This is a genomic window from Streptomyces sp. JH34, from assembly GCF_029428875.1.
Classification (GTDB): Bacteria; Actinomycetota; Actinomycetes; order Streptomycetales; family Streptomycetaceae; genus Streptomyces.
Genome location: NZ_JAJSOO010000001.1, coordinates 1,196,308 through 1,218,497, shown reverse-complemented (window position 1 = coordinate 1,218,497; position 22,190 = coordinate 1,196,308). Strand labels below are relative to the sequence as shown.

The window sequence follows — 22,190 nt, the reverse complement described above, 5'->3', positions numbered from 1 at the left end:
GTCACCAGGTGACGGGCAGCTCGTAGACGCCGTAGACCATGGCGTCGTCCTTGTACCGCAGTTCCTCCGCGGGCACGGCCAGCCGGAGGCCCGGAACGCGGCGCAGCAGGGTGCTGTACACGATCTCCAGCTCCGCGCGGGCCAGGTTCGCGCCCATGCACTGGTGGATCCCGTACCCGAAGGCGAGATGACTGCGCGCCTCCTTGCGGTGGAAGTCGAGGGTGCCCGGGTCGGCGAAGACCGTCTCGTCGTGGTCGGCGGCGTTGTTGAGCGCGAGGATGCCCTCACCGGCGCGGATGGTGACGCCGCCCACCTCGATGTCCTCGACCGCGACGCGGGCGGTGCCCGAGTCCGAGATGGAGAAGACCCGGAGCAGTTCCTCGATCGCGTTCGGCAGCAACGTGTCGTCGGACCGGAGTTCGGCCATGTGCTCCGGGTGCTCCAGCAGCGCCAGCACCCCGAGCGCGATCATGTTGGCCGTCGTCTCGTGGCCGCCCACCAGCATCATCCGGGCCATGGTCACCACGTCGACGTGGTCGGCGGCCTGCTCGGTGCGGTTCTTCTCCAGGAACCGGCTGATCAGGTCGTCGCCCGGCTCGGTCTCCTTGAGGGTGACCAGTTTGTCGAGGTACATGTCCAGGGCCTGCACCGCCGCCCCGTACTCCTCGGGGGTCAGGTCGTGGTTCATGAGGGCCGCCGACCACTCCTCGAACTGGGCGTGGTCGCCGTAGGGGACCCCGAGCAGTTCACAGATGGTCAGCGACGGCACCGGCAGGGCGAGGGCCTGGACCAGGTCCACCGGGCCGCCCGCCGCCAGCATGGCGTCGATGCGCTCGTCGACGATCTCCTGGATGCGCGGGCGCATCTCCTTCGTCCGCCGCGCCGTGAACTCCGGTATGAGCATCCGGCGTTGAGCCGTGTGGTCCGGCGGGTCCATGGACAGCATCATCAGCCGGACATGGGCCAGCATCTCCTCGGAGATGTGGAACTGGTGCGGGTAGCCGGGACGCTTCAGATTGGAGCTCACACGCGGGTCGCCGAGCACCTGCTTGACGTGCTCGTGCCGGGTGACCAGCCAGGTCGGCTTGCCGTTGACCTTGAGCGAGGCGCGCGACACGGGCTCGTCCGCGCGCAGCCCGGCGTACTCGCCCGGCTCGCTGAACGGGCAGGTGCGTCGCATCGGGAACTGCGGATACGGCGACGCCGTCCCGTCGGCCGGTTCTGCGGACTGGGTCATGGCTGCCTCTCGAACGGAACGGTGGGGAAGGGGTTGCTCATCGAGGTGTCCGGCGTCACCAGGTGACGGGCAGCTCGTACAGGCCCCAGACGATGGCGTCGTCCTTGAAGCGCAGCTCGTCGGCCGGCGTGGCCAGGCGCAGCGTCGGCACCCGGCGCAGCAGCGTGGAGTAGACGACGTCGAGTTCCATCCGGGCCAGGTTCTGGCCGACGCACTGGTGGACGCCGTATCCGAAGGCCACGTGGCTGCGGGCCTCGCGTCGCACGTCGAGCCGGTCCGCGTCGGGGAAGACCTGCTCGTCGTGGTTGGCGGCGTTGTTCAGCGGCAGGATGCCGTCGCCGGCGCGGATGGTGACGTCCCCCAGCTCGATGTCCTCCATGGCCACGCGCGCCGTGCCGGCGTCCGAGATGGAGAACAGACGCAGCAGCTCCTCCACCGCGCGCGGCATCAGCCCGGGATCCTCGCGCACGGCGGCGAGCTGGTCCGGGTGCTCCAGCAGGGCCAGGACGCCCAGCGCGATCATGTTCGCGGTGGTCTCGTGGCCGGTGACCAGCATCAGCTTGGACATGCTGGCGATGTCCGAGTGCTCCACCGCGGGGGTCTCCCGGTTGAACGCGATCAGCCGGCTGATCATGTCGTCGCCGGGCTCGCTCTCCTTCGCGGTGACCAGCCCGTCGACGTACCGGTCGAGCTCGTAGTGGGCCATGCCCCGGTCCTCGTCGCTGACCTCGTGGTTCATGATGGCCCACGCCCACTGCTCGAACCGGGCGTGGTCCTCGTAGGGGACGCCGAGCAGTTCGCAGATCACCAGGGACGGCACCGGCAGCGCGAGGGCCGTGACGAGGTCCACCGGGCTGTCGCAGCCCTTGGCCAGCATGTCGTCGATCTGCTCGTCCACGAGCTGCTGCACCCGGGCGCGCAGCTCGCGCATGCGGCGCACGCTGAACTCCGGTGCGAGCATGCGGCGTTGCACCGTGTGGTCCGGCGGGTCCATGGACAGGAAGGTGAGAGGGACCGACTGGAGGATCTCGTCCGGCACCGGCACCTGGAGCGGGTAGCCCGGGAGCTTCAGGTTGGCGCTCACCCGCGCGTCGCCGAGCAGCTTCTTGTACAGGTCGTGGCGGGTGACCAGCCAGGTCGGCTTGCCGTTGACCTTCAGCTTCGCCCGGGAGACCGGTTCGTTCTCGCGCAGCTCGGTGTAGGCGGCCGGCGGACTGAAGGGGCAGGCCCGGCGCATCGGGAACTCCGGCAGGGTGCCCTCGTCGGCCGCTTCGGCAGGTGCAGTCATGGTGTCCTCTTCGCACGGGAGGGAGCGGGCCGCGCCGTCCGCCCGGGGGAGGGCGCCGGGCTCGGCGCCGGCGCGGGATCCGCCGGCCGTTTCCCGCACGCTAAGGAGCGGCGCCCGGGGCGGCCCACCCCTACGCGCCCCTAGTGACGGGGGCCCCTCAGGGGTGCGGCCGTGGCGCCCGTCACTCCCCGTACCACTAGGGGCGGTTAGGGGTCCGTCGAACGTCTGGGCGACGGTTAGCGTCGGCTGCGGACCACGGCGGAAGCACGGTTCGCCCCGCATCTCACGCTCCGCGGTCCCGGCCGGATCTCCTGACCGGACGGCCGTCGCACTCCGCAGCCGACTAGAGGTGATCAGCGTGTCCCCGAAACCCAGTGCGCAGGGTCTCGCACCCGGCGTCAAGGGCACCGTCCCCTTCGGGGAGTACCGGACCTGGTACCGGGTGACCGGGGAACTCGGGGCGGGACGCCCCGCGGTCGTCGTCGTGCACGGCGGCCCCGGCAGCACCCACGACTACCTGCTGTCGCTCGCCCGCCTCGCCGAGGACGGCTGGCCCGTCGTCCACTACGACCAGCTGGGCAACGGCGGCTCCACCCGTCTCCCCGACAGCGCACCGGACTTCTGGACGGTCGACCTGTTCCTCGACGAACTCGGCAACCTCGTACGGGAGCTGGGCATCGCCGACGACTACATCCTGTTCGGCCAGTCCTGGGGCGGTCCGCTGTGTGCGCGGCACGCCATGGGCCGGCCCCCCGGCCTGCGCGGTCTGGTCGTGGCCAACGCGCCCGCCTCCTACCCCATCTGGCTCCAGGAGATGGCGCGGCTGCGGGCCGCGCTGCCGCCGGACGTGCGGGAGACCCTGGTGCGCCACGAGGCGGCCGGCACGTACGAGTCCGAGGAGTACCTGGCCGCGATGCGCGTCTTCTACGACCGCCACGTGTGCCGCCTCACCCCGTGGCCCCGCGACTTCCTCTCCTCCTTCATGGAGATCTACAACGACCCGACGGTCTACTACGCGATGAACGGCCCGACCGAGTTCCACGTGATCGGCTCCCTGAAGGACTGGTCGATCGTCGACGAACTGGACACCATCCGGACGCCCACGCTGATCCTGAGCGGGCGCCACGACGAAGCCACCCCGGCTGTCGTCCAGCCCTACGTGGACCGTGTCCCCGGGGCCCGCCAGGAGATCTTCGAGGAGTCCAGCCACCTGCCGCACCTGGAGGAACCCGACCGGTTCTTCGAGGTGCTGACCGACTTCCTCGCCGGCCTGTGACACGCCGCGCCACGACGCCGGCCCCGGCGTCGCAGACCACTGTGAGAGGAGGCGGGGACACCGCCATGGCGTACGACACCGCTCTCGTGTTCCCCGGCATGGGGCCCGTCCCCTTCGCCGACGTGGGCCGCTTCATGGTGGCCGACCCCGTGGCCCGGGAGCTGGTCGCCGTCGCCGACGACGCCCTCGGCTACTCGCTGGTGGACGCCTTCCGCCGCTCCGAGGGCGACTACTCGGAGGCCGCCCAGGTCGCCTTCTTCGTGAACTGCCTGGCCAGCGCGTACTGGGCGGCCGAGCACCTGGACGTCACCCCTGACATCGTGGCCGGCCCCAGTTTCGGGGAGAAGGCGGCCCTCGCCTACACCGGCGCCCTCGAACTGCCCGACGCGGTCCGGCTCACCGCCGAGATCGCGCGGTGCCTCGAGTCGTACTTCGCCGAACACCACAAGGACATCGTCACCCTGTCCTTCGTCCGTGCCCCGAGCGAGGAACTGGACCCGATCCTCGCCGAACTGGACGAGGCGGGGGAGTGGCACGAGATCTCCTGCCACATCGACGACGGCTTCTGGATGGTCTCCCTGGCCGAACACCGCGTGGAGTGGATGCGGGAGCGGCTGCGCTCCATCGGCAGCCTGCCCCTCTACACCATGCGTCCACCCATGCACGCGTCGGTGTTCGCGCCGCTGCGCGCCAAGGCGGAACGCGAGGTCGTCTCGCGCTACACCTTCGCCGACCCCTCCCTGCCGGTCGTCGCCGACCAGGACGGCAGGGTGCTGCACACCGGCGCGGAACTGCGCACCATGCTGCTCGACGGCTTCGACCACCCCATGAACTGGCCGAGCGTCACCACGGCGCTGCGGGACGCCGGAGTCCGGCGCGTGTGCGTCGCCGGACCCGACAGCCTCTTCGGCCGGGTGCCCCGCACCACCCGCACCTTCGAGGTCGTGGCCGCGCACCCACGCCTGGCGATGACCCCCCGGCGCCGTACACACGCCGCCTGAACCGTCCGATCCGCCCTATCCGCAGGAGGCACGCCCATGTGGGACGACCAGTTCGAACAGATACTCCGCACCTTCCTGCCGTTCCTGCCCCCGCAGGAGCCGCTGACCACCGACGACGAGCTGAAGGACCTCGGCCTGGACTCGCTGGGCATGGTCCAGCTGCTCGGCACGCTGGAGGACGCGTACCAGGTGCGCTTCCGTGACAGCGCGCTGACGATGGGCACCTTCCGCAGCGCTGGCGCGCTGTGGGAGACCGTCGAGGGCATGCTCCAGCGCACCACGAGCTGACGGGACGGACCCCTTGGACGCCACCATGGACGGGGCCCTGTCCGGACGGTTCCTGCGCGGGCTGGCCCTGGCGCCCGACCGGCCCGCGCTGCGGGCCGACGGCGCCGCCCTCACCTACCGCGAGCTGCACGAGCGGGCCCTCCTGCTCGCCGGCTCCCTGCTGTCCGGTCTCCCCGACCAGCCGCCCGTTGTGGGCGTACTGGCCGGCAAGGGGCCGTCGGCGTACCCGAGTCTGCTGGCCGGCCTCTACAGCGGGGTCACCGTCGTCCCCCTGCAGCCGGCCTTCCCCGCCGCCCGCACCCGGCAGATGATCGAGGCCGCCGGGGTGGGCGCCCTGCTCGCCGACGACGACGCCCTGCCCGCGCTGACCGCGCTGCACGAGGCGGGCGTCACCCTGCCCACCCTGTTCGCCCCCGGCGGGCAGCCGATGCCGGCGCTCGCCGTCGACCCCGGCAGTGTGCTGAAGGCACCGATGCCCGCCCGCCCGGACGACACCGCCTACGTGCTGTTCACCTCCGGCTCCACCGGACGGCCCAAGGGGGTGCCGGTCACCCACGCCAACACCGCGCACTACTTCTCCCTGCTCGACGAGCGGTACGACTTCGGCCCCGACGACGTCTTCTCGCAGACCTTCGACCTCAACTTCGACTGCGCGATGTTCGACCTGTTCTGCGCCTGGGGGGCCGGAGCCACCGTCGTACCCGTCCCCGCGCGGGAGTACGCGCGCCTGCCCGAGTTCGTGGCCGAGCAGGGGCTGACCGTGTGGTTCTCCACCCCCAGCGCGATCTCCCTGGTGCGGCGCACCGGCGGCCTCGCCCCCGGTGCGCTGTCCTCCCTGCGCAGGAGCTTCTTCGCGGGGGAGGCGCTCAGCTGCCGGGACGCCGAGGACTGGGCCGCCGCGGCCTCCGGCACGGTGCTGGAGAACATCTACGGACCGACCGAACTGACCATCACCGTCACCGCGCACCGCTGGCGGCCGGGCCACCGGCACCTGCACGGGATGGTGCCGATCGGGGACGTGCACGCGGGCCACGCGGTACTGCTGCTGGACGCGGCCGGCTCGCCCAGCACCACCGGCGAGGGCGAACTGTGCATCGCCGGGCCCCAGCTGACCCCCGGCTACCTCGACCCGGCCGACGACACCGGACGCTTCCTGGAACACGACGGCCTGCGCTACTACCGCACCGGCGACCGGGTCCGCGGCACCGAGGGCGACGGCCTGCTCTACCTGGGCCGCCAGGACGCCCAGGTGCAGGTGCACGGCATCCGGACGGAACTCGCCGAGGTCGACGCCGCGGTACGCACCTGCCCGGGCGTCGAGGACGCGGTGACCGTGGCGGTGCCCGTGGACGGCACGGTCGAACTCGCCGTCTTCCACACCGGTGAACCGGTGACGCCCGCCCGGCTCGCCCGCCACCTGCGGGAACTGCTGCCGGCCGCGGTCGTTCCCCGGGCCTACCACCACCTGGACGCACTTCCGCTCAACCCCAACCGCAAGACCGACCGCAGGAAGCTCACCTCCCGCGCCGCCACCCTGCGACAGCAGCCCGCGGGAGCCGGAGCCGGGACCAGGACCGAAGGACGGCAGGAGTCGCAGTGAACGGTCAACCGACAGCGCAGGCCCGCACCGACGCCCGGATACACGACCTGCTCGACGAGGCCACCGCCGGGCACCCCGACGCGGCGGCGGTCACCGACGCCACCGGACGATGGACCTACCGGGAGCTCACCGCCTGGAGTCACGCCGTCGACGCGTGGCTCCAGGCCCAGGGCGTAGGCCACGGCGACCGCGTCCTGGTCCAACTGGCCAGCACCCGCGAGCTCGTCGCCCTGCTCTACGGCACCGCCCGCCGCGGCGCCGTCCTCGTCCCCGTCAACACCGGCATGAAGGACTACCACCTCGGAGCCGTCGTCGAGAACTCCGAGCCGTCCCTGGTGATCGTCGACGGCACCGCCGTGTCCCGCGTCTCCACGCTCGCCGGTCCGGTCACCGTCCTCGGCCTGGACGAGGTCTGGCAGGCGGTCACCGACCTGCGCGACAAGGAGGCCAGGGGCGACGGCGCCCCCGTCCACAGCGACGACCTCGCCGTCCTCGTCTACACCTCCGGCTCCACGGCGGCCCCCAAGGCCGTCGTCTGCCCGCACGGGCGGATGGTCTTCGCCACCGAGGCCATCAACCTCGAACTCGGCTACCGCCCCGACGACGTGGTCTTCTGCCGCTTCCCGATCTCCTGGGACTACGGCCTGTACAAGGTGCTGCTCACCGCCGCCGGCCGCAGTGAGATCGTGCTCGCCGACGGCGAGTCCGACCTGGTGCTGCTGCGCCGCATCCGGGAGACCGGGGCCACCGTCGTGCCCATCGTGCCCTCCCTGGCCACCATGATCTGCGCGCTGGCCGAACGTGAACCGCGGCAGGACTCCACCGTCCGCATGTTCACCAACACCGGGGCCGCGCTGCCGAAGCCCACGGCCGACGGGCTCCGCACGGCCTTCCCCGGATCCGAGGTGGTCGTCCAGTTCGGCCAGACCGAGTGCAAGCGCGTATCCGTCCTGCCGCCCGACCAGCAGGACGCCCGGCCCGAGTCCGTCGGCCGGCCGCTGCCCGGCACCCGTGCCTTCACCGTCGACGACGACGGCAACACGCTGCCGCCCTGGCAGACCGGGGAGATCGTCGTCGAGGGTCCCCACGTCATGCCCGGCTACTGGCGTGCCCCCGAGCAGACCGCCCGCGCCTTCCGGCCGGCGCCCGACGGCGGACTGCGGCTGCACACCGGCGACTTCGGACACGTCGACGAGGACGGCTACCTCTACTACGAGGGCCGCCGGGACGACATGTTCAAGCACAAGGGCGTCCGCATGAGCACCACCGAGATCGAGGCCGCGGCCACGGACGTGCCCGGTGTCCGCGCCGCCGCGGTCCTGCCGCCGGCCCCCGGCCGTGATCTCGCCGTCTTCGCCGAGGGCGGCATCGACCCGCACGTGCTCCTGCGTGAACTGTCCCTGCGACTGGAGCCCGCCAAGGTGCCCGGCGTCAGCCGTGTCGTCGACGAACTGCCGCTGACCGCGCACGGCAAGCACGACCGCAAGCAGCTCCTCAGCCTTCTGGAAGGAACCACGCCGTGACCGGCACCACCGACCTCGCCCGGCGCTTCGGCACCCCCTCCTACGTCTACGACCTGGACCGGGTCGCCGCCGCGCGGGACGACCTGTTCGCCGCGCTGCCCGACGAGGTCGCCGTGTACTACGCGGCCAAGGCGAACCCGCACCCCGAGATCCTGCGTGAGATGCGGGCCGGCGGTCCCCGCGTCTGCCGCGCGGAGATCAGCTCCGTCGGGGAACTCGACGCCGTCCTGCGGGCCGGCTTCGAGGGGACCGAGATCCTCTACACCGGGCCGGGCAAGACCACCGAGGAGCTCGCCGAAGCCATGACCCGGGGGGTGCGGACGTTCTCCGTGGAGTCGCCCGGCGACCTGCGTCACGTCGGCGACACGGCCGTGCGGCTCGGCATCACCGCCGACTGCCTGATCCGGGTCAACAACCCCACCGGTGCCGCCGCCACCAGCATCCGCATGACCGGGGTGCCCTCACAGTTCGGGTTCGACGGCGAGGACCTGCCCGGCCTCGCCGCGGAACTGCGCGACGTACCCGGCACCAGCCTGGCCGGACTGCACTTCTTCCCCCTGAGCAACGCCAAGGACGAGGCGAGCCTCATCGCCGAGTTCCGGCACACCATCGCCACCGCCGCCGCACTCCAGCGGGAGCTGGGAGTCGACTTCCGCATGGTCGACCTCGGTGGCGGCTTCGCCGCGCCGTACGCGGTCCAGGGGCGGCGGCCGGTCTACGACGGACTGCGCGAGGCCCTGGCCACGTCCCTCGACGAGCACTTCCCCGGCTGGCGCGAGGGTGCCCCGCGCATCGCCTGCGAGTCGGGACGCTATCTGGTCGCCGACAGCGGGAACCTGCTCACGAGCGTGGTCAACGTCAAGGACAGCCGGGGCACCCGCTACGTCGTCCTCGACGCCGGCATCAACACCTTCGGCGGGATGTCCGGCCTCGGCCGCATCCTGCCGGTCTCCATCGAGCCGCACGAGTCCGTCGGCGCCGACGGCGTCCCGGCCCAGCTCGCCGGACCGCTGTGCACCCCCGGCGATCTGCTCGGCCGCCAGGTCCCGCTGGCCGACCCGGCCCCCGGCGACCTGCTGACCGTGCCCAACGCCGGCTCCTACGGGCCCACCGCCAGCCTCCTGATGTTCCTCGGCAGGCCCGCCCCCACGGAGATCGTCGTCCGCGGCGACGACCTCGTCTCCGTGTCCCGCATCGAGCACACCCGAACCTACGAACACGGACAGGCCCTGTGATGAGCAATCCACTCACCCCCACCCCCGGCGACCAGCCCGTCCTCGTGGCGGGCGGCATCTCCGACTCGCACACCTGGAACCTGGTCTACCTCCAGCTCCTCGTCGAGGAGCACGGCCACCGCGTGGTCAACCTCGGCCCCTGCGTCCCCGAGGACCTGCTGATCGGCGAGGCCCTCGTGCACGATCCCGCGCTGATCGTGATCAGCAGCGTCAACGGGCACGGCTACCACGACGGCATGCGCACCGTCACCCGGCTGCGCGAGCACCCCGGCCTCGGCGGTGTGCCCGTCGTCATCGGCGGCAAGCTCGGCATCGCCGGGCCCTGCGGCGACGAGGAGGCGGCCGCACTGCGCGCGGCCGGCTACGACGCGGTGTTCGAGGAGTCGGCCGACGGCATCGCGGCCTTCCGCCGGATGCTCGACGCGCTGCCCCAGCGGGCCCTGGTGTGACCGGTGCCGGATTCGGCGCGTTCGTGCGCCGGGCCCACGACGCCGGCCGGCTGGTGGTGCAGCCCCGGATGGGAATGAGCAGCCCGCAGCGCATGCGCGCCGGGCTGCTCGCCACCCGGGACGCCGACGCGACGACCGTCGGCACCCTCACCCTGGACAGCTACACCCGGGTCGGCGACCTGGAGTCGGCACAACTCGCCGTACTCGAAGGGGTCGACCTCAACGGGTACCCGCTCGTGAGTCATGAGACGGCCACCACCCACCGGGTCCTGGACGGTATCCACGGACCGGGGTTCCCGGTACAGGTACGGCACGGCTCGGCGGCGCCCCAGCACATCTTCCGGGCACTGACGGCCGTGGGCCTCGACGCCTCGGAGGGCGGGCCGGTCTCCTACTGCCTCCCCTACGGCAGGGTCCCGTTGCGCGACTCCGTCGCCCACTGGACGGAGTCCTGCGAACACTTCGCCGCGCTCCGCCGGACCGGCGCCGAACCGCACCTGGAGACGTTCGGTGGATGCGTACTCGGCCAGCTCTGCCCGCCCGGCCTGCTCGTCGCGGTCAGCGTGCTCGAGGCGCTGTTCTTCCGCCGGCACGGAATCCGCAGCATTTCGGTCAGTTACGCGCAGCAGACGAATCGGCGTCAGGACTCCGAAGCGGTCGCGGCGTTGCGCAGCCTGTGCACACGGTTCCTCTCGGACACCGAATGGCACGTGGTCGTCTACGCCTACATGGGACTGTTCCCGGAAACCGAGCACGGTGCCCGTCGACTGCTCGCGCAGGCCGCCGAACTGGCCGTCGGGAGCGGCTCCGAGCGCCTCATCGTGAAGACCGTCGCGGAATCCCGGCGCATTCCGACGGTGGCGGAGAACGTGTCCGCGCTGGAGCACGCCGCCGCGGTCGCCGCACGCACCGCCAGGGACCCCTTGGAGGGAACCGGGACGGAGACGTACGCCGAGGCGTACGCCCTGGTCGAAGCGGTGCTGAACCTGGACGACGACCTCGGTGCCGCGCTGCTCAAGGCCTTCGCCGAGGGCCGGCTCGACGTGCCCTACTGCCTGCATCCCGACAATGCCGGACTGAGCCGGAGCTATATCGCCGAGGACGGCCGGCTCCGCTGGTCCGACGTGGGAAAGATGCCGCTGTCCGGTGTCGTCGACGCCCACCCGGCCCACACCGTCACCTCCGCGGAGCTGCTCGCCTCCCTGTCCTACGTCCGGCGCTCGTACGACGACCCCAACACCCGCCCATAAGCCGGGAATTGACCCGGTCACCCCCTAGGGGTGCCTAAGGGTGTGGGCCTCAAGGGGTCGTCATTACCGTGAGAAAAAAGGTGGAGAACGGTGTCGGTCGAAGGTGGAGATGCGTGGATGAACGGGCCCGGATCCGAATCAGCCCTGGCGCGACTGCTCGCCGGGGCGGCACCGACGCAGCACCGCAGACTGGTGACGGATCTGGTGCGCACCGCCGTGACCGAGGCCGTCGAGGCCGCCCGGCCGGGCACCTCGCCCGTCCTGGACCCGTCCCTGCCGCTGGCCGAACAGGGGCTCGACTCGCTCGCGGCGGTGGACCTGCACCGGAGGCTGACCGAGCGGACCGGCCTCGACCTGCCGGTCGGTCTCGCCTACGACTGCCCCACCGTGCGCGACCTGGCCGACCGGCTCCTGGCCGGGGACCGGGCAGCGGACGACGCCCCGCCGGAGCCGGCCGGTGACGGCCTCGCCGACGAACCCGTGGCGATCGTCGGCATCGGCTGCCGCTTCCCCGGGGGCATCGAGACCCCGGCCGACCTCTGGCGCCTGCTGACCGACGGCGGCGAGGTGCTCTCCGACTTCCCCCAGGACCGGGGCTGGGACCTGAAGCAGCTCTTCGACGAGGACCCGGACGTCCCCGGCAGCTCCTACGCCCGCACCGGCGGGTTCCTCGACACGGCCACCGAGTTCGACGCCGAGTTCTTCGGCATCAGCCCCCGCGAGTCGATGGCCATGGACCCGCAGCAACGACTGGTCCTGGAGACCTCCTGGCTGGCCCTGGAGGACGCCGGCATCGACCCCACCACCCTGCGCCGCACCGCGGCCGGCATGTTCTTCGGGGCCGAGGTGCAGGAGTACGGTCCGCGCCTGCACGACGCGCCGGACGGACTCGACGCCCATCTGCTGGCCGGCAACGCCTCCAGCGTCATCTCCGGCCGCGTCGCCTACGTGCTGGGCACCGAGGGGCCGGCCGTCACCGTCGACACCGCCTGCTCCGCCTCCCTGGTCGCCGTCCACCTGGCCTGCCGCTCGCTGCTGCAGGGCGAGTCGTCGCTGGCGCTGGCCGGCGGGGTCGCGGTGATGGGCGGGCCAGGTGTCTTCACGGCGTTCAGCAGGCAGCGCGGCCTGTCCGCGGACGGCCGCTGCAAGGCCTTCGCCGCCGCCGCGGACGGCACGGGCTTCGCCGAGGGAGTCGGTGTCCTCGTCCTGGAACGGCTCTCCGACGCCCGCCGCAACGGCCACCAGGTGCTCGCCGTCGTACGCTCCTCCGCCGTCAACCAGGACGGTGCCTCCAACGGGCTCACCGCCCCCAACGGCAGCGCGCAGCAACGGCTGATCCGCCGGGCGCTGGCCGTCGCCGGACTCGGACCCGCCGACGTCGACGTGGTGGAGGCGCACGGTACGGGCACCCGCCTGGGCGACCCGATCGAGGCGACCGCACTCCTGGCCACCTACGGGCAGGGCCGCCCGGACGGAGCCCCCCTGCTGCTCGGTTCGGTCAAGTCCAACCTGGGGCACACCCAGGCCGCCGCCGGCGTGGCCGGCGTGATCAAGACCGTCCTCGCCATGCGGCACGGCCAGGTCCCGGCGACCCTGCACGTCGACGCTCCCACTCCGCACGCCGCCTGGGCGTCCGGCAGCGTCGAACTGGTCACCGAGCAGAGGCCCTGGCCGACGACCGGCCGTCCCCGCCGGGCGGGGGTCTCCTCCTTCGGCGTCAGCGGCACCAACGCACACGTCATCCTGGAGCAGCCGGACCCCGAGGGCCGCGCCGAGGACCCTGCCGGCGCCCCGGCTCCGGACCGCACCCCCGCGCGCGATGCCGGTGACGCCCTCGACGGCGTCCAGGTCCCGTTCGTCCTCCCGCTGTCCGCACGTGGCGAGTCCGCCCTGCGGGCCCGCGCCGCCGACCTGCTGCCACTGGCCGACACCACGGAACTCGCGGACCTCGCCCCCGCCTTGGCCACCACCCGTGCCGCCCTGCCCGACCGGGCCGTCCTCGTCGCCGCCGACCGCGCCGAGCTGCGTGCGGCGCTCACCGGCCTGGCCACGGGCAGCACCCCCGCCGTCGCACGGGCGGGCGGCGAACTCGCCTTCCTGTTCACCGGGCAGGGCAGCCAGCGCCCCGGCATGGGCCGTGAACTCGCCGCCGCCCACCCCGCGTTCGCCGACGCCCTCGACGACGTGTGCGCCTACTTCGACCTCCAGCTCCCCAGGCCCCTCAAGAGCGTGCTGTTCGCCCGGCCGGACACACCGGAGGCGGAGCTGCTGCACCGCACCGAGTACGCGCAGCCGGCCCTGTTCGCCGTCGAAGTCGCCCTCCACCGCCTTCTGGAGAGCTGGGGGATGCGACCGGACCACCTCGCCGGGCACTCCGTGGGCGAGATCGCCGCCGCGCACGTGGCCGGGGTCCTCACCCTCCAGGACGCCACCATCCTGGTCGCGGCGCGCGGCCGGCTCATGCAGCAACTGCCCGAGGGCGGTGCCATGGTCGCGGTCCGCGCCGGCGAGAGCGACGTCGCGCCGCTGCTCACCGAGCGCACCGGCATCGCGGCCGTGAACGGCCCCGCCTCCGTCGTCGTCTCCGGAGACCTCGACGACGTGGAGCGCATCGCCGGTGAACTCGCGGCCCTCGGGCACGACACCAAGCGCCTGCGCGTCAGCCACGCCTTCCACTCGCCGCTGATGGAACCCATGCTGGACGAGTTCCGCCGGGTCGCACAGGTGCTGGACTACGCCGAACCCACCGTCCCGGTCGTGTCGACCGTGACCGGCGCCCCGGTCGGCCGCGAACTGTGCGACCCCGAGTACTGGGTGGAACACGTCCGCGCCCGGGTCCGCTTCCACGACGCCGTGCGGTGGCTCGCCGACGCAGGCGTCCGGACGTTCCTGGAGGTAGGACCCGACGCGGTGCTGACCGCCATGGGGCCCGACTGCACGGACGCGCCCGGCGCGGCGTTCCTGCCGGTGCTGCGGCGCGAGCGGCCCGAGGCCCGTGAGGCCGCCACCGCGTTCGCCGCGGCCCACGCCCGCGGCGTCCCCGTCGACTGGGCACGGCACCACGCCGGCCGGGACGCCCGCCGCGTCGCGCTGCCCGGCTACCCCTTCCAGCGGCGCCGCTTCTGGCTGGAGCCCGGCACCCCCGCCGACGCGGCCGGACTGGGGCAGACCCCGGCAGGGCACCCGCTGCTCGCGGCCGTGGTCGCGGTCGGAGCGGAGGGCGTGGTCCTGACCGGACGCCTCTCCACCCGCACCCACCCCTGGCTCGCCGACCACGTGATCGCCGGCCGCGTGCTGATGCCCGGCACCGCCTTCGTCGAACTCGCCCTGCGGGCGGGCGACCACGTCGGCGCCACCGAGCTGGAGGAACTCACCCTCGGCGCGCCGCTGGTGCTCGCCACGGACGAACACGTCGCCGTCCAGGTGGCGGTCGGGGAGCCCGACGACTCCGGACGCCGCACCGTCACCGTCCACTCGCGCGCCGACGAGGACGCGCCCTGGACCCGGCACGCGGCCGGCCTGCTCACCGACGCGGCCGCGCCGGCCGCCGCCACCGAGCAGGGCGCGTGGCCGCCACCGGACGCCGAACCCCTGGACACCACGGAGGTCTACGCGGACCTCGCCGACCAGGGATACGCCTACGGCCCCGTCTTCCAGGGCCTGCGCGCCGCCTGGCGGCACGGCGAGGACGTCCTCGCCGAGGTCGCCCTGCCCGGGGACGCCACCGCCGACGCCGCGCGCTTCGGCCTCCACCCCGCGCTGCTGGACGCCGCGCTGCACGCCGCCGACCTCGACGCCCCGCCGCGCGGCGAGGTGCTCCTGCCGTTCGCCTGGACCGGCGTCCGGCTGCACGCCACCGGCGCCCCGGCCCTGCGCGTACGCATCACCCGGGGCGACGGCGACACCATAGGCCTGCACCTCTCCGACACCACGGGCGCCCCCGTGGCCGACGTCGAGGCCATGACGTCCCTGCCCGTACCCGACGACGACGTCCTGTACGCCGTGCAGTGGTCGTCGCACCCCCGGCCGACGACCACCGAGCCCCTGCGCACCGCCGTCCTCGACGGCGCCCCCCACCCGGCGGACCCGTCGCACACAGGTCCCGCCGAGGACGCGCTCGCCCGTGCCGTGGACGCGCTGCTCGACGCCCCGGCCGTGGACGCCGTCGTGCACCGCCCGGCCGGCCCGGCGGGCGCCGACGCCGCCGAGGCGCGCGCCCACGTCCTGGGCACCCTGCGCCTGCTGCGGACATGGCAGTCCGACGAACGGGCGTCCGGGACCCGCCTGGTCGTCGTCACCGCGCCCGACAGCCCGGCCCACGCCGCGGTACGCGGTCTCGTCCGCTCGGCCCAGGCCGAGAACCCGGGCCGTTACGTCCTCGTCGAGCACGACGGGCTGCCCTCCGAGGCCGAGCTGCGCCAGGTGCTCGCCACGGGTGAGCCCGAACTCTCGCTGTCCGGTGGCCGGTTCGCCGTGCCCAGGCTGGCCGCCGAGCAGTCCGTCGCACCCCGCCAGGACGCCGACTGGGGCACCGTCCTGATCACCGGCGGCACCGGAGGGCTCGGTGCCCTGGTGGCCCGCCATCTCGTCACCCGGCACGGCGTCACCCGCCTCGTCCTGGCCGGCCGCCGGGGGCACGCCCCCGGACTGCACGCCGAACTGACCGCGCTCGGCGCCGAGGTGACCGTCGCCGCCTGCGACGTCGGCGACCGGGAGGCCGTGCGCGACCTGCTGGCCCGGCACCCGGTCGACTCCGTCGTCCACGCCGCCGGCACCGTGCGCGACGGCATCGTCGAGAGCCTCACCGACGACATGATCGACGAGGTGTTCCACGCCAAGGCCGCCGGCGCCTGGCACCTGCACGAGCTCACCCTCGACCGGGACCTGTCCCACTTCGTGCTGTTCTCCTCGCTCGCCGCCGTCCTCGACGGACCGGGACAGGGCAACTACGCCGCCGCCAACGCCTACCTGGACGCCCTCGCCACCCACCGCGCGGCGCACGGACTGCCCGCCACGGCACTCGCCTGGAGCCTCTGGGCCACCGGCACAGGCATGGGCGCCGCACTGGACACCGCCGCCCTGGAGCGCGTGGCCGCGTACGGGGTCCCCGGGCTGTCCGCCGACCACTCACTGCGGCTGTTCGACGCCGCGATCCGTTCCGGCAGCCCCCACCTCGTCCCCGTGGAGATCGACGCCGCCGCCGTACGCCGCCGCCCCGACGGCCCGCCGGCGCTGCTGAGCGGCCTCGTCCGCCCCGTCACCCGCCGCGCCGCCGCCCGGACGGCGCCCCACCAGGAGCGGGGGATGGCGGACCTGCCCGCAGCGGACCGGGAACGCGCCCTGCTGGACCTGGTCCGCACCGAGGTCGCCGCGGTCCTGCGGCACGACTCCCCGTCCGCCATCGACCCCGGGCGGGCCTTCACCGAGCTGGGATTCGACTCCCTGGCCGCCGTCGAACTCCGCAACCGGCTCAACACCGTCACCGGACTGCGGCTGCCGGCCACCCTGGTCTTCGACCACCCCACCTCGCGCGCCCTCGCCGACCACGTCCGGGACGCCCTCTACGGCACCTCGCGGCCCTCCGGCGAGCCCGCCCCCGGGCCGCGCCCCGCCGACAGCGACGACCCCGTCGTCATCGTCGGCATGGGCTGCCGCTACCCCGGCGGTGTCCGCTCCCCGGAGGACCTGTGGCGCCTCGTCGCCGACGGCGTCGACACGGTCGGCGACTTCCCCGCCGACCGCGGCTGGGACACGGACACCCTGTACGACCCCGAGCCCGGCACCCCCGGCCGCACGTACACCCGGGAAGGCGCCTTCCTGTACGACGCGGCCGACTTCGACCCCGGCTTCTTCGGTATCGGCCCGCGCGAGGCCACCGCCATGGACCCGCAGCAGCGCCTGCTCCTCGAGGTCTCCTGGGAGGCCCTGGAGCGCTCCGCGATCGACCCGGCGGCACTGCGCGGTTCCCGCACCGGTGTGTTCGCGGGTGTCATGTACCACGACTACGGCACCTGGCTGACGGACGTACCCGACGACCTCGCCGCCTACCTCGGCAACGGCAGCCTGGGCAGTGTCGTCTCCGGCCGGGTCGCCTACGCCCTGGGCCTGGAGGGCCCGGCCGTCACCGTCGACACCGCCTGCTCCTCCTCCCTGGTCACCCTGCACCTGGCCGCGCAGGCCCTGCGGCAGGGCGAGTGCGACCTCGCCCTGGTCGGCGGCGTCACCGTCATGTCGACCCCCGACACCTTCGTCGACTTCGCCCGGCAGCGCGGCCTGGCCGCCGACGGCCGCTGCAAGTCGTTCGCCGCGGCGGCCGACGGCACCGGCTGGGGCGAGGGCGTCGGCATGCTCGTCGTCGAACGACTCTCCGACGCCCGGCGCAACGGCCACCGGGTGCTGGCCACGGTGCGCGGCTCCGCCGTCAACTCCGACGGCGCCTCCAACGGCCTGACCGCTCCGAACGGCCCCTCCCAGCAGCGGGTGATCCGCGCCGCCCTGAGCGCCGCCGGGCTCACCACCGCCGATGTCGACGCCGTCGAGGCGCACGGTACCGGCACCACGCTCGGCGACCCGATCGAGGCGCAGGCCCTGCTCGCCACCTACGGTCAGGACCGGCCGGACGACGAGCCGCTGTGGCTCGGATCCGTCAAGTCCAACATGGGGCACACCCAGGCCGCCGCCGGAGTGGCCGGCATCATCAAGATGGTCATGGCGATGCGGCACGGCACCCTGCCGCGCACCCTCCACGTCGACGCACCCTCGCCCCAGGTGGACTGGACGGCGGGCGCGGTGCGGCTCCTCACCGACGAGCGGCCCTGGCGCACCCCGGACCGGCCGCGCCGCGCCGGTGTCTCCTCCTTCGGGATCAGCGGCACCAACGCCCACGTCATCCTGGAGGAGTTCACCACCGAGGAGCCGGAGACCACGGAGCCCGACCCGGCCACCGCGCCGCCCGTGCTCGTCCTCCCGGTCTCCGCGCGCTCGCCCGAGGCACTGCGCGGCCAGGCCGCCCGGCTGCGGGACCTGACCGGCACCGCGCCCGCCGACCTCGGCCTGGCCCTCGCCACCACCCGCACCACCCACCCGCACCGCGCCGTGGTCCTGGCCACCGACGAGCCGAGGACCGCCGAAGCACTGGACGCCCTGGCCCGGGGACACGAGGCGCCCGGCCTGCTCGTCACCGGAGCCGCCACCGACGGCACCCTCGCCCATCTGTTCTCCGGGCAGGGAGCCCAGCGGCCCGGCATGGGCCGCGACTGGTACGACACCTACCCGGTCTACGCCGAGCACTTCGACCGCGTCGCCGAACTCTTCGCCAAGCACCTGGAGCGCCCGCTCGCCGAGGTCGTCCTCGGCGACCACCCCGACGTACTGGAGCAGACCGCCTACACCCAGGCCGCCCTGTTCACCACCCAGGTCGCGCTCCACCGCCTGCTGGAGTCGTTCGGGGTGCGGCCCGCGTGGCTGGCCGGACACTCCGTCGGAGAGTTCGCCGCCGCGCACGTCGCGGGGGTCTGGTCACTGCAGGACGCCGTGACCGCCGTCGCGGCACGCGGCCGGCTGATGCAGGCGCTGCCCGGGGGCGGCGCGATGATCTCCGTACAGGCCTCGGAGGCGGAGGTGGCGCCGCTGCTGGACGAACGGTGCGGCATCGCCGCCGTCAACGGCCCGCGCGCCGTGGTGGTCTCCGGGGAGGAGGACGCCGTCACCGCCGTCGCCGCGCACTTCGCGACCACCCGGCGGCTGCGTGTCTCGCACGCCTTCCACTCCCCTCGCATGGAGCCCATGCTGGAGGAGTTCCGCCAGGTCATGGCGGCCATCCCGGCCGCGGAACCGGTCCTGCCGATCGTGTCGACCCTCACCGGCGTCCAGGCGACGGCCGCCGAACTCGGCTCCGCCGACTACTGGGTGCGGCACGTACGGCAGACCGTGCGCTTCGCCGACGCGATCAAGACGCTGGCCGCGCAGGGTGTCGACACCTTCCTCGAACTGGGCGCCGCGCCCGTCCTGACGGCCCTGGGCCCGGACTGCCTCCCCGACGCCGAGGGGACCGCGTTCGTGCCCACGGCCCGCAAGGACACCGCCCAGGTGCCGGGCCTGCTCGCAGCGCTGGCGACCGTGCACACCCGGGGCACGGACGTCGACTGGCGCGTCCTGTACGACGGTTACGCGGGCCGCCGCACCGAACTGCCCACCTACGCGTTCGAACACCGCCACTACTGGCTGCCGACGAACACGGCCAGGGGCGACGCCGCCGGACACGGACTCGCCGCCGCCGACCACCCGTTCGTCAGCGCGCGGCTCGACCTGCCCGGTGACGGCGGACTGCTGCTCACCGGACGGATCTCCACCGCCACCCACCCGGTGCTCACCCAGCACGCCGTGCTCGGCTCGGTGCTGGTACCGGGCGCCGCCCTGGTCGATCTCGCCCTGCACGCCGGCCGGCTGACCGGCCGGCCCGTCCTGGAGGAACTCACCCTCCAGGCTCCGCTGGCGCTGTCCGGGGACGGCGCCGTACACCTCCAGGTCGCCGCGCGGCCCGACGGCTCCGTGGAGATCCACTCGCGGCCCGGGAACGCGTCCGAGGACGAGCCTTGGACGCGGCACGCGACCGGCACCCTCACCGCCACCGGCGCCCTCACCGGCACGGAAGCGGCACCGGACGGTGTCTGGCCGCCACCGGGCGCCGTCCCGCTCGACACCGACGGCCTCTACCCGCGCCTGCACGGCGAGGGCTACGACTACGGGCCCGTCTTCCGCGGCGTACGTGCCGCCTGGCGGCTCGGCGACACCGTGCTGGCCGAGCTGGAACTGCCCGCCGACGCACGGCAGGACGCCGCCCGGCACACCCTGCACCCCGCGCTGCTGGACTCCGCGCTGCACACGACGTCCCTCACCGAGGACGGCCCCGGCGACGACACACCCGCCGGCACCATCGCCCTCCCCTTCGCCTGGACCGGCGTCACCGCGCACGGCCGGGGGGCGCTCACCGCACGCGTCAGCGTCACCCGGGGCGAGGAAGGCACCCGGCTCGAACTGACGGACACCGAGGGCAGGCCGCTGGCCACCGTCGAGTCCTACGTCACCCGCCCCGTCACCGCCGACCGGCTCACCGGACGCGCGCGTTCCCTCTACGTGACCGTGGGCGAACCGCTGCCGGACTCCGCCGGGCGCCCCGAACGCCGCACCTGGGCCGTGCTCGGTCCCGACGACGCAGGTCTCGGCGCCCCCGCCCACCCCGAACTGGCCGCGATCGACGGCCCCGTACCCGATGTCGTCGTCCTCCCGGTACACGCCCCGCACCACGACGTGGAGCAGGTGCCGGATGCGGTGCGCACCACGCTGGACACGACGCTCGCGACCGTCCAGGAGTGGCTGGGCGACGAGCGATGGGCCGGCTCGACGCTGCTGGTCCTCACCGCCGGCACCCTCGCCGACGCCGCCGTGCACGGACTCGTGCGCGCCGCCCAGGCCGAGGACCCGGACCGCGTCGTCCTCGTCGGCCGGACCGGGCCCGACAGCTCCGTACCCGACCGCGCCGCGCTGGCCGCCGTCCTCGACTCCGGTGAACCGGAGGTGCTGTGGCGGGACGGCCGGGCCCACGCACCGCGTCTGACGCGCGCCGCGGAACCGGACGCCCCGCGAACCGTCCGCCCCTGGGGCACCGTCCTCGTCACCGGCGGCACCGGAGGACTCGGCGCCCTGGTGGCCCGCCACCTCGTCACCCGGCACGGCGTCACCAGCCTGGTCCTCGCCGGCCGACGGGGGCCGGACGCCCCCGGCGCCGCCGGACTGGCCCGGGAACTCGCGGCCCTGGGCGCCCGCACCGACGTCGTCGCCTGTGACGTCGCCGACCGTGCCGCACTCGCCGCACTGCTGGCCGCCCACCCCGTCGACAGCGTCGTGCACACCGCCGGCGTACTCGACGACGGACTGGTCCCCTCGCTCACCCCCGAGCGCCTGGACACCGTGCTCCGGCCGAAGGCGGACGCCGCCTGGCACCTGCACGAACTCACCCTCGACCGGGACCTGTCCCACTTCGTGCTGTTCTCCTCGGCCGCCGGCACCATCGACGCCGCCGGCCAGGGCAACTACGCCGCCGCCAACGTCTTCCTCGACGCCCTGGCCGCGCACCGCGCCGGCCTGAACCTCCCCGCCACCTCGCTCGCCTGGGGCCTCTGGGCCGGCAGCGGCATGGGAGCCGGCCTCGAACGGGACGACGTACAGCGCATCGAACGGTCCGGCATCGGCGCGCTCGACCCGGCGGAAGGGCTGGAACTGTTCGACGCGGCCCTGGAGTCCCGGCTCCCCGCCCTGGTGCCGGTCCGGCTGGACACCGCCGCGCTGCGCCGCCGCGGTGACGACGTACCCCCCGTGCTGCGCACCCTGGCGGGTGTCACCGCCCGTGCGGCGCAGGACGAACGGACCCGCACCCTCGGCGAGCGCCTGGCCGGGCTGCCGGAGGCCGACCACGGGCACACGGTGCTCGAAGCGGTCCGCACCGAGGTCGCGGCCGTCCTCGGCCATGACGGGCCCGGGGCCGTCGACCCGCGGCGCGCCTTCACCGAGCTGGGCTTCGACTCGCTCGCCGCCGTCGAACTGCGCAACCGCCTCAACGCCGTCAGCGGACTGCGCCTGCCCTCCACCCTCATCTTCGACTACGCCACCCCGACCGCCCTCGCGGACCACCTGCTCGGCCGGTTCGCCCCGGACACCGGCCCGGAGCCCGCCGACGCACGGGCCGACGACGAGGTGCGGGACCTCATCGCCCGCATCCCGGTCGAGAGGCTCCGCGAGTCGGGACTGCTCGACGGGCTGCTGAGACTCTCCGGGCCCGCACCGGCGGTCGCCGCCACCGAGCAGCCCATGGACATCAAGTCGATGGGCGTGGCCGACCTGGTGCGGGCCGCCCTGAACCGCAGCACCCCTCAGTGAACCTCCCCGGTGCCGGACGACGCGCCGCGTCCGGCACCGGCGAACCGCCTCCGGCGCGCCACCACCGCACCTCCCCCTCCACCGCATCATCAGCGCCGCCGAGTCAGC

General features: G+C 73.7%; 11 protein-coding genes. 9 read left to right on the top strand and 2 right to left on the bottom strand.

All coding sequences use genetic code 11. The features are described 5' to 3' along the window. Position 1: 1 nt before the first annotated feature. Positions 2 to 1,237: a cytochrome P450 gene (locus LWJ43_RS05355; protein ID WP_277331129.1), complete on the bottom strand. Its 1,236-nt coding sequence runs from the start codon at positions 1,235 to 1,237 to the stop codon at positions 2 to 4. Between the two features lie 55 nt (positions 1,238 to 1,292). After that, complete coding sequence (locus tag LWJ43_RS05350) at positions 1,293 to 2,525, bottom strand: cytochrome P450 (RefSeq protein WP_277331128.1); 1,233 nt, start codon at positions 2,523 to 2,525, stop codon at positions 1,293 to 1,295. Positions 2,526 to 2,883: 358 nt separating this feature from the next. Between LWJ43_RS05350 and LWJ43_RS05345 the strand changes: the two genes are divergently transcribed. The 9 genes from LWJ43_RS05345 to LWJ43_RS05305 all read left to right on the top strand — a co-directional run bounded on the left by LWJ43_RS05345 (position 2,884) and on the right by LWJ43_RS05305 (position 22,082). Continuing rightward, entirely contained in the window at positions 2,884 to 3,801 is a 918-nt protein-coding gene (locus LWJ43_RS05345) for a proline iminopeptidase-family hydrolase (RefSeq protein ID WP_277331127.1), read from the top strand. A 65-nt stretch (positions 3,802 to 3,866) separates the two neighbouring features. Then, complete coding sequence (locus LWJ43_RS05340; protein WP_277331126.1) at positions 3,867 to 4,802, top strand: ACP S-malonyltransferase; 936 nt, start codon at positions 3,867 to 3,869, stop codon at positions 4,800 to 4,802. Between the two features lie 36 nt (positions 4,803 to 4,838). Continuing rightward, entirely contained in the window at positions 4,839 to 5,090 is a 252-nt protein-coding gene (locus LWJ43_RS05335) for a phosphopantetheine-binding protein (protein ID WP_277331125.1), read from the top strand. A gap of 25 nt (positions 5,091 to 5,115) precedes the next feature. Next, positions 5,116 to 6,690, top strand: a complete 1,575-nt coding sequence (locus LWJ43_RS05330; protein WP_277335816.1) for an AMP-binding protein — start codon at positions 5,116 to 5,118, stop codon at positions 6,688 to 6,690. Further along, positions 6,687 to 8,213, top strand: coding sequence for an AMP-binding protein (locus LWJ43_RS05325; protein ID WP_277331124.1), 1,527 nt, complete (start codon positions 6,687 to 6,689; stop codon positions 8,211 to 8,213). Before LWJ43_RS05330 ends, LWJ43_RS05325 begins: the two co-directional genes overlap by 4 nt. Beyond that, a complete protein-coding gene (locus LWJ43_RS05320; RefSeq protein WP_277331123.1) occupies positions 8,210 to 9,448 on the top strand; it encodes a type III PLP-dependent enzyme domain-containing protein in 1,239 nt (412 codons plus the stop codon). The genes LWJ43_RS05325 and LWJ43_RS05320 overlap by 4 nt, the downstream gene beginning before the upstream one ends. After that, positions 9,448 to 9,897, top strand: coding sequence for a cobalamin B12-binding domain-containing protein (locus tag LWJ43_RS05315; protein ID WP_277331122.1), 450 nt, complete (start codon positions 9,448 to 9,450; stop codon positions 9,895 to 9,897). The genes LWJ43_RS05320 and LWJ43_RS05315 overlap by 1 nt, the downstream gene beginning before the upstream one ends. Further along, positions 9,894 to 11,147, top strand: a complete 1,254-nt coding sequence (locus tag LWJ43_RS05310) for a methylaspartate mutase (RefSeq protein WP_277331121.1) — start codon at positions 9,894 to 9,896, stop codon at positions 11,145 to 11,147. Before LWJ43_RS05315 ends, LWJ43_RS05310 begins: the two co-directional genes overlap by 4 nt. A gap of 117 nt (positions 11,148 to 11,264) precedes the next feature. After that, a complete protein-coding gene (locus LWJ43_RS05305) occupies positions 11,265 to 22,082 on the top strand; it encodes a type I polyketide synthase (protein WP_277331120.1) in 10,818 nt (3,605 codons plus the stop codon). Positions 22,083 to 22,190 lie beyond the last annotated feature (108 nt).

What these genes read in the sequence shown, in the direction of transcription:
- LWJ43_RS05330 (WP_277335816.1), top strand. Translation starts at nt 5,116, where the DNA reads ATGGACGGGGCCCTGTCCGGACGGTTCCTGCGCGGGCTGGCCCTGGCG.
- LWJ43_RS05315 (WP_277331122.1), top strand. Translation starts at nt 9,448, where the DNA reads ATGAGCAATCCACTCACCCCCACCCCCGGCGACCAGCCCGTCCTCGTG.
- LWJ43_RS05350 (WP_277331128.1), bottom strand. Translation starts at nt 2,525, where the DNA reads ATGACTGCACCTGCCGAAGCGGCCGACGAGGGCACCCTGCCGGAGTTC.
- LWJ43_RS05335 (WP_277331125.1), top strand. Translation starts at nt 4,839, where the DNA reads ATGTGGGACGACCAGTTCGAACAGATACTCCGCACCTTCCTGCCGTTC.
- LWJ43_RS05305 (WP_277331120.1), top strand. Translation starts at nt 11,265, where the DNA reads ATGAACGGGCCCGGATCCGAATCAGCCCTGGCGCGACTGCTCGCCGGG.
- LWJ43_RS05355 (WP_277331129.1), bottom strand. Translation starts at nt 1,237, where the DNA reads ATGACCCAGTCCGCAGAACCGGCCGACGGGACGGCGTCGCCGTATCCG.
- LWJ43_RS05340 (WP_277331126.1), top strand. Translation starts at nt 3,867, where the DNA reads ATGGCGTACGACACCGCTCTCGTGTTCCCCGGCATGGGGCCCGTCCCC.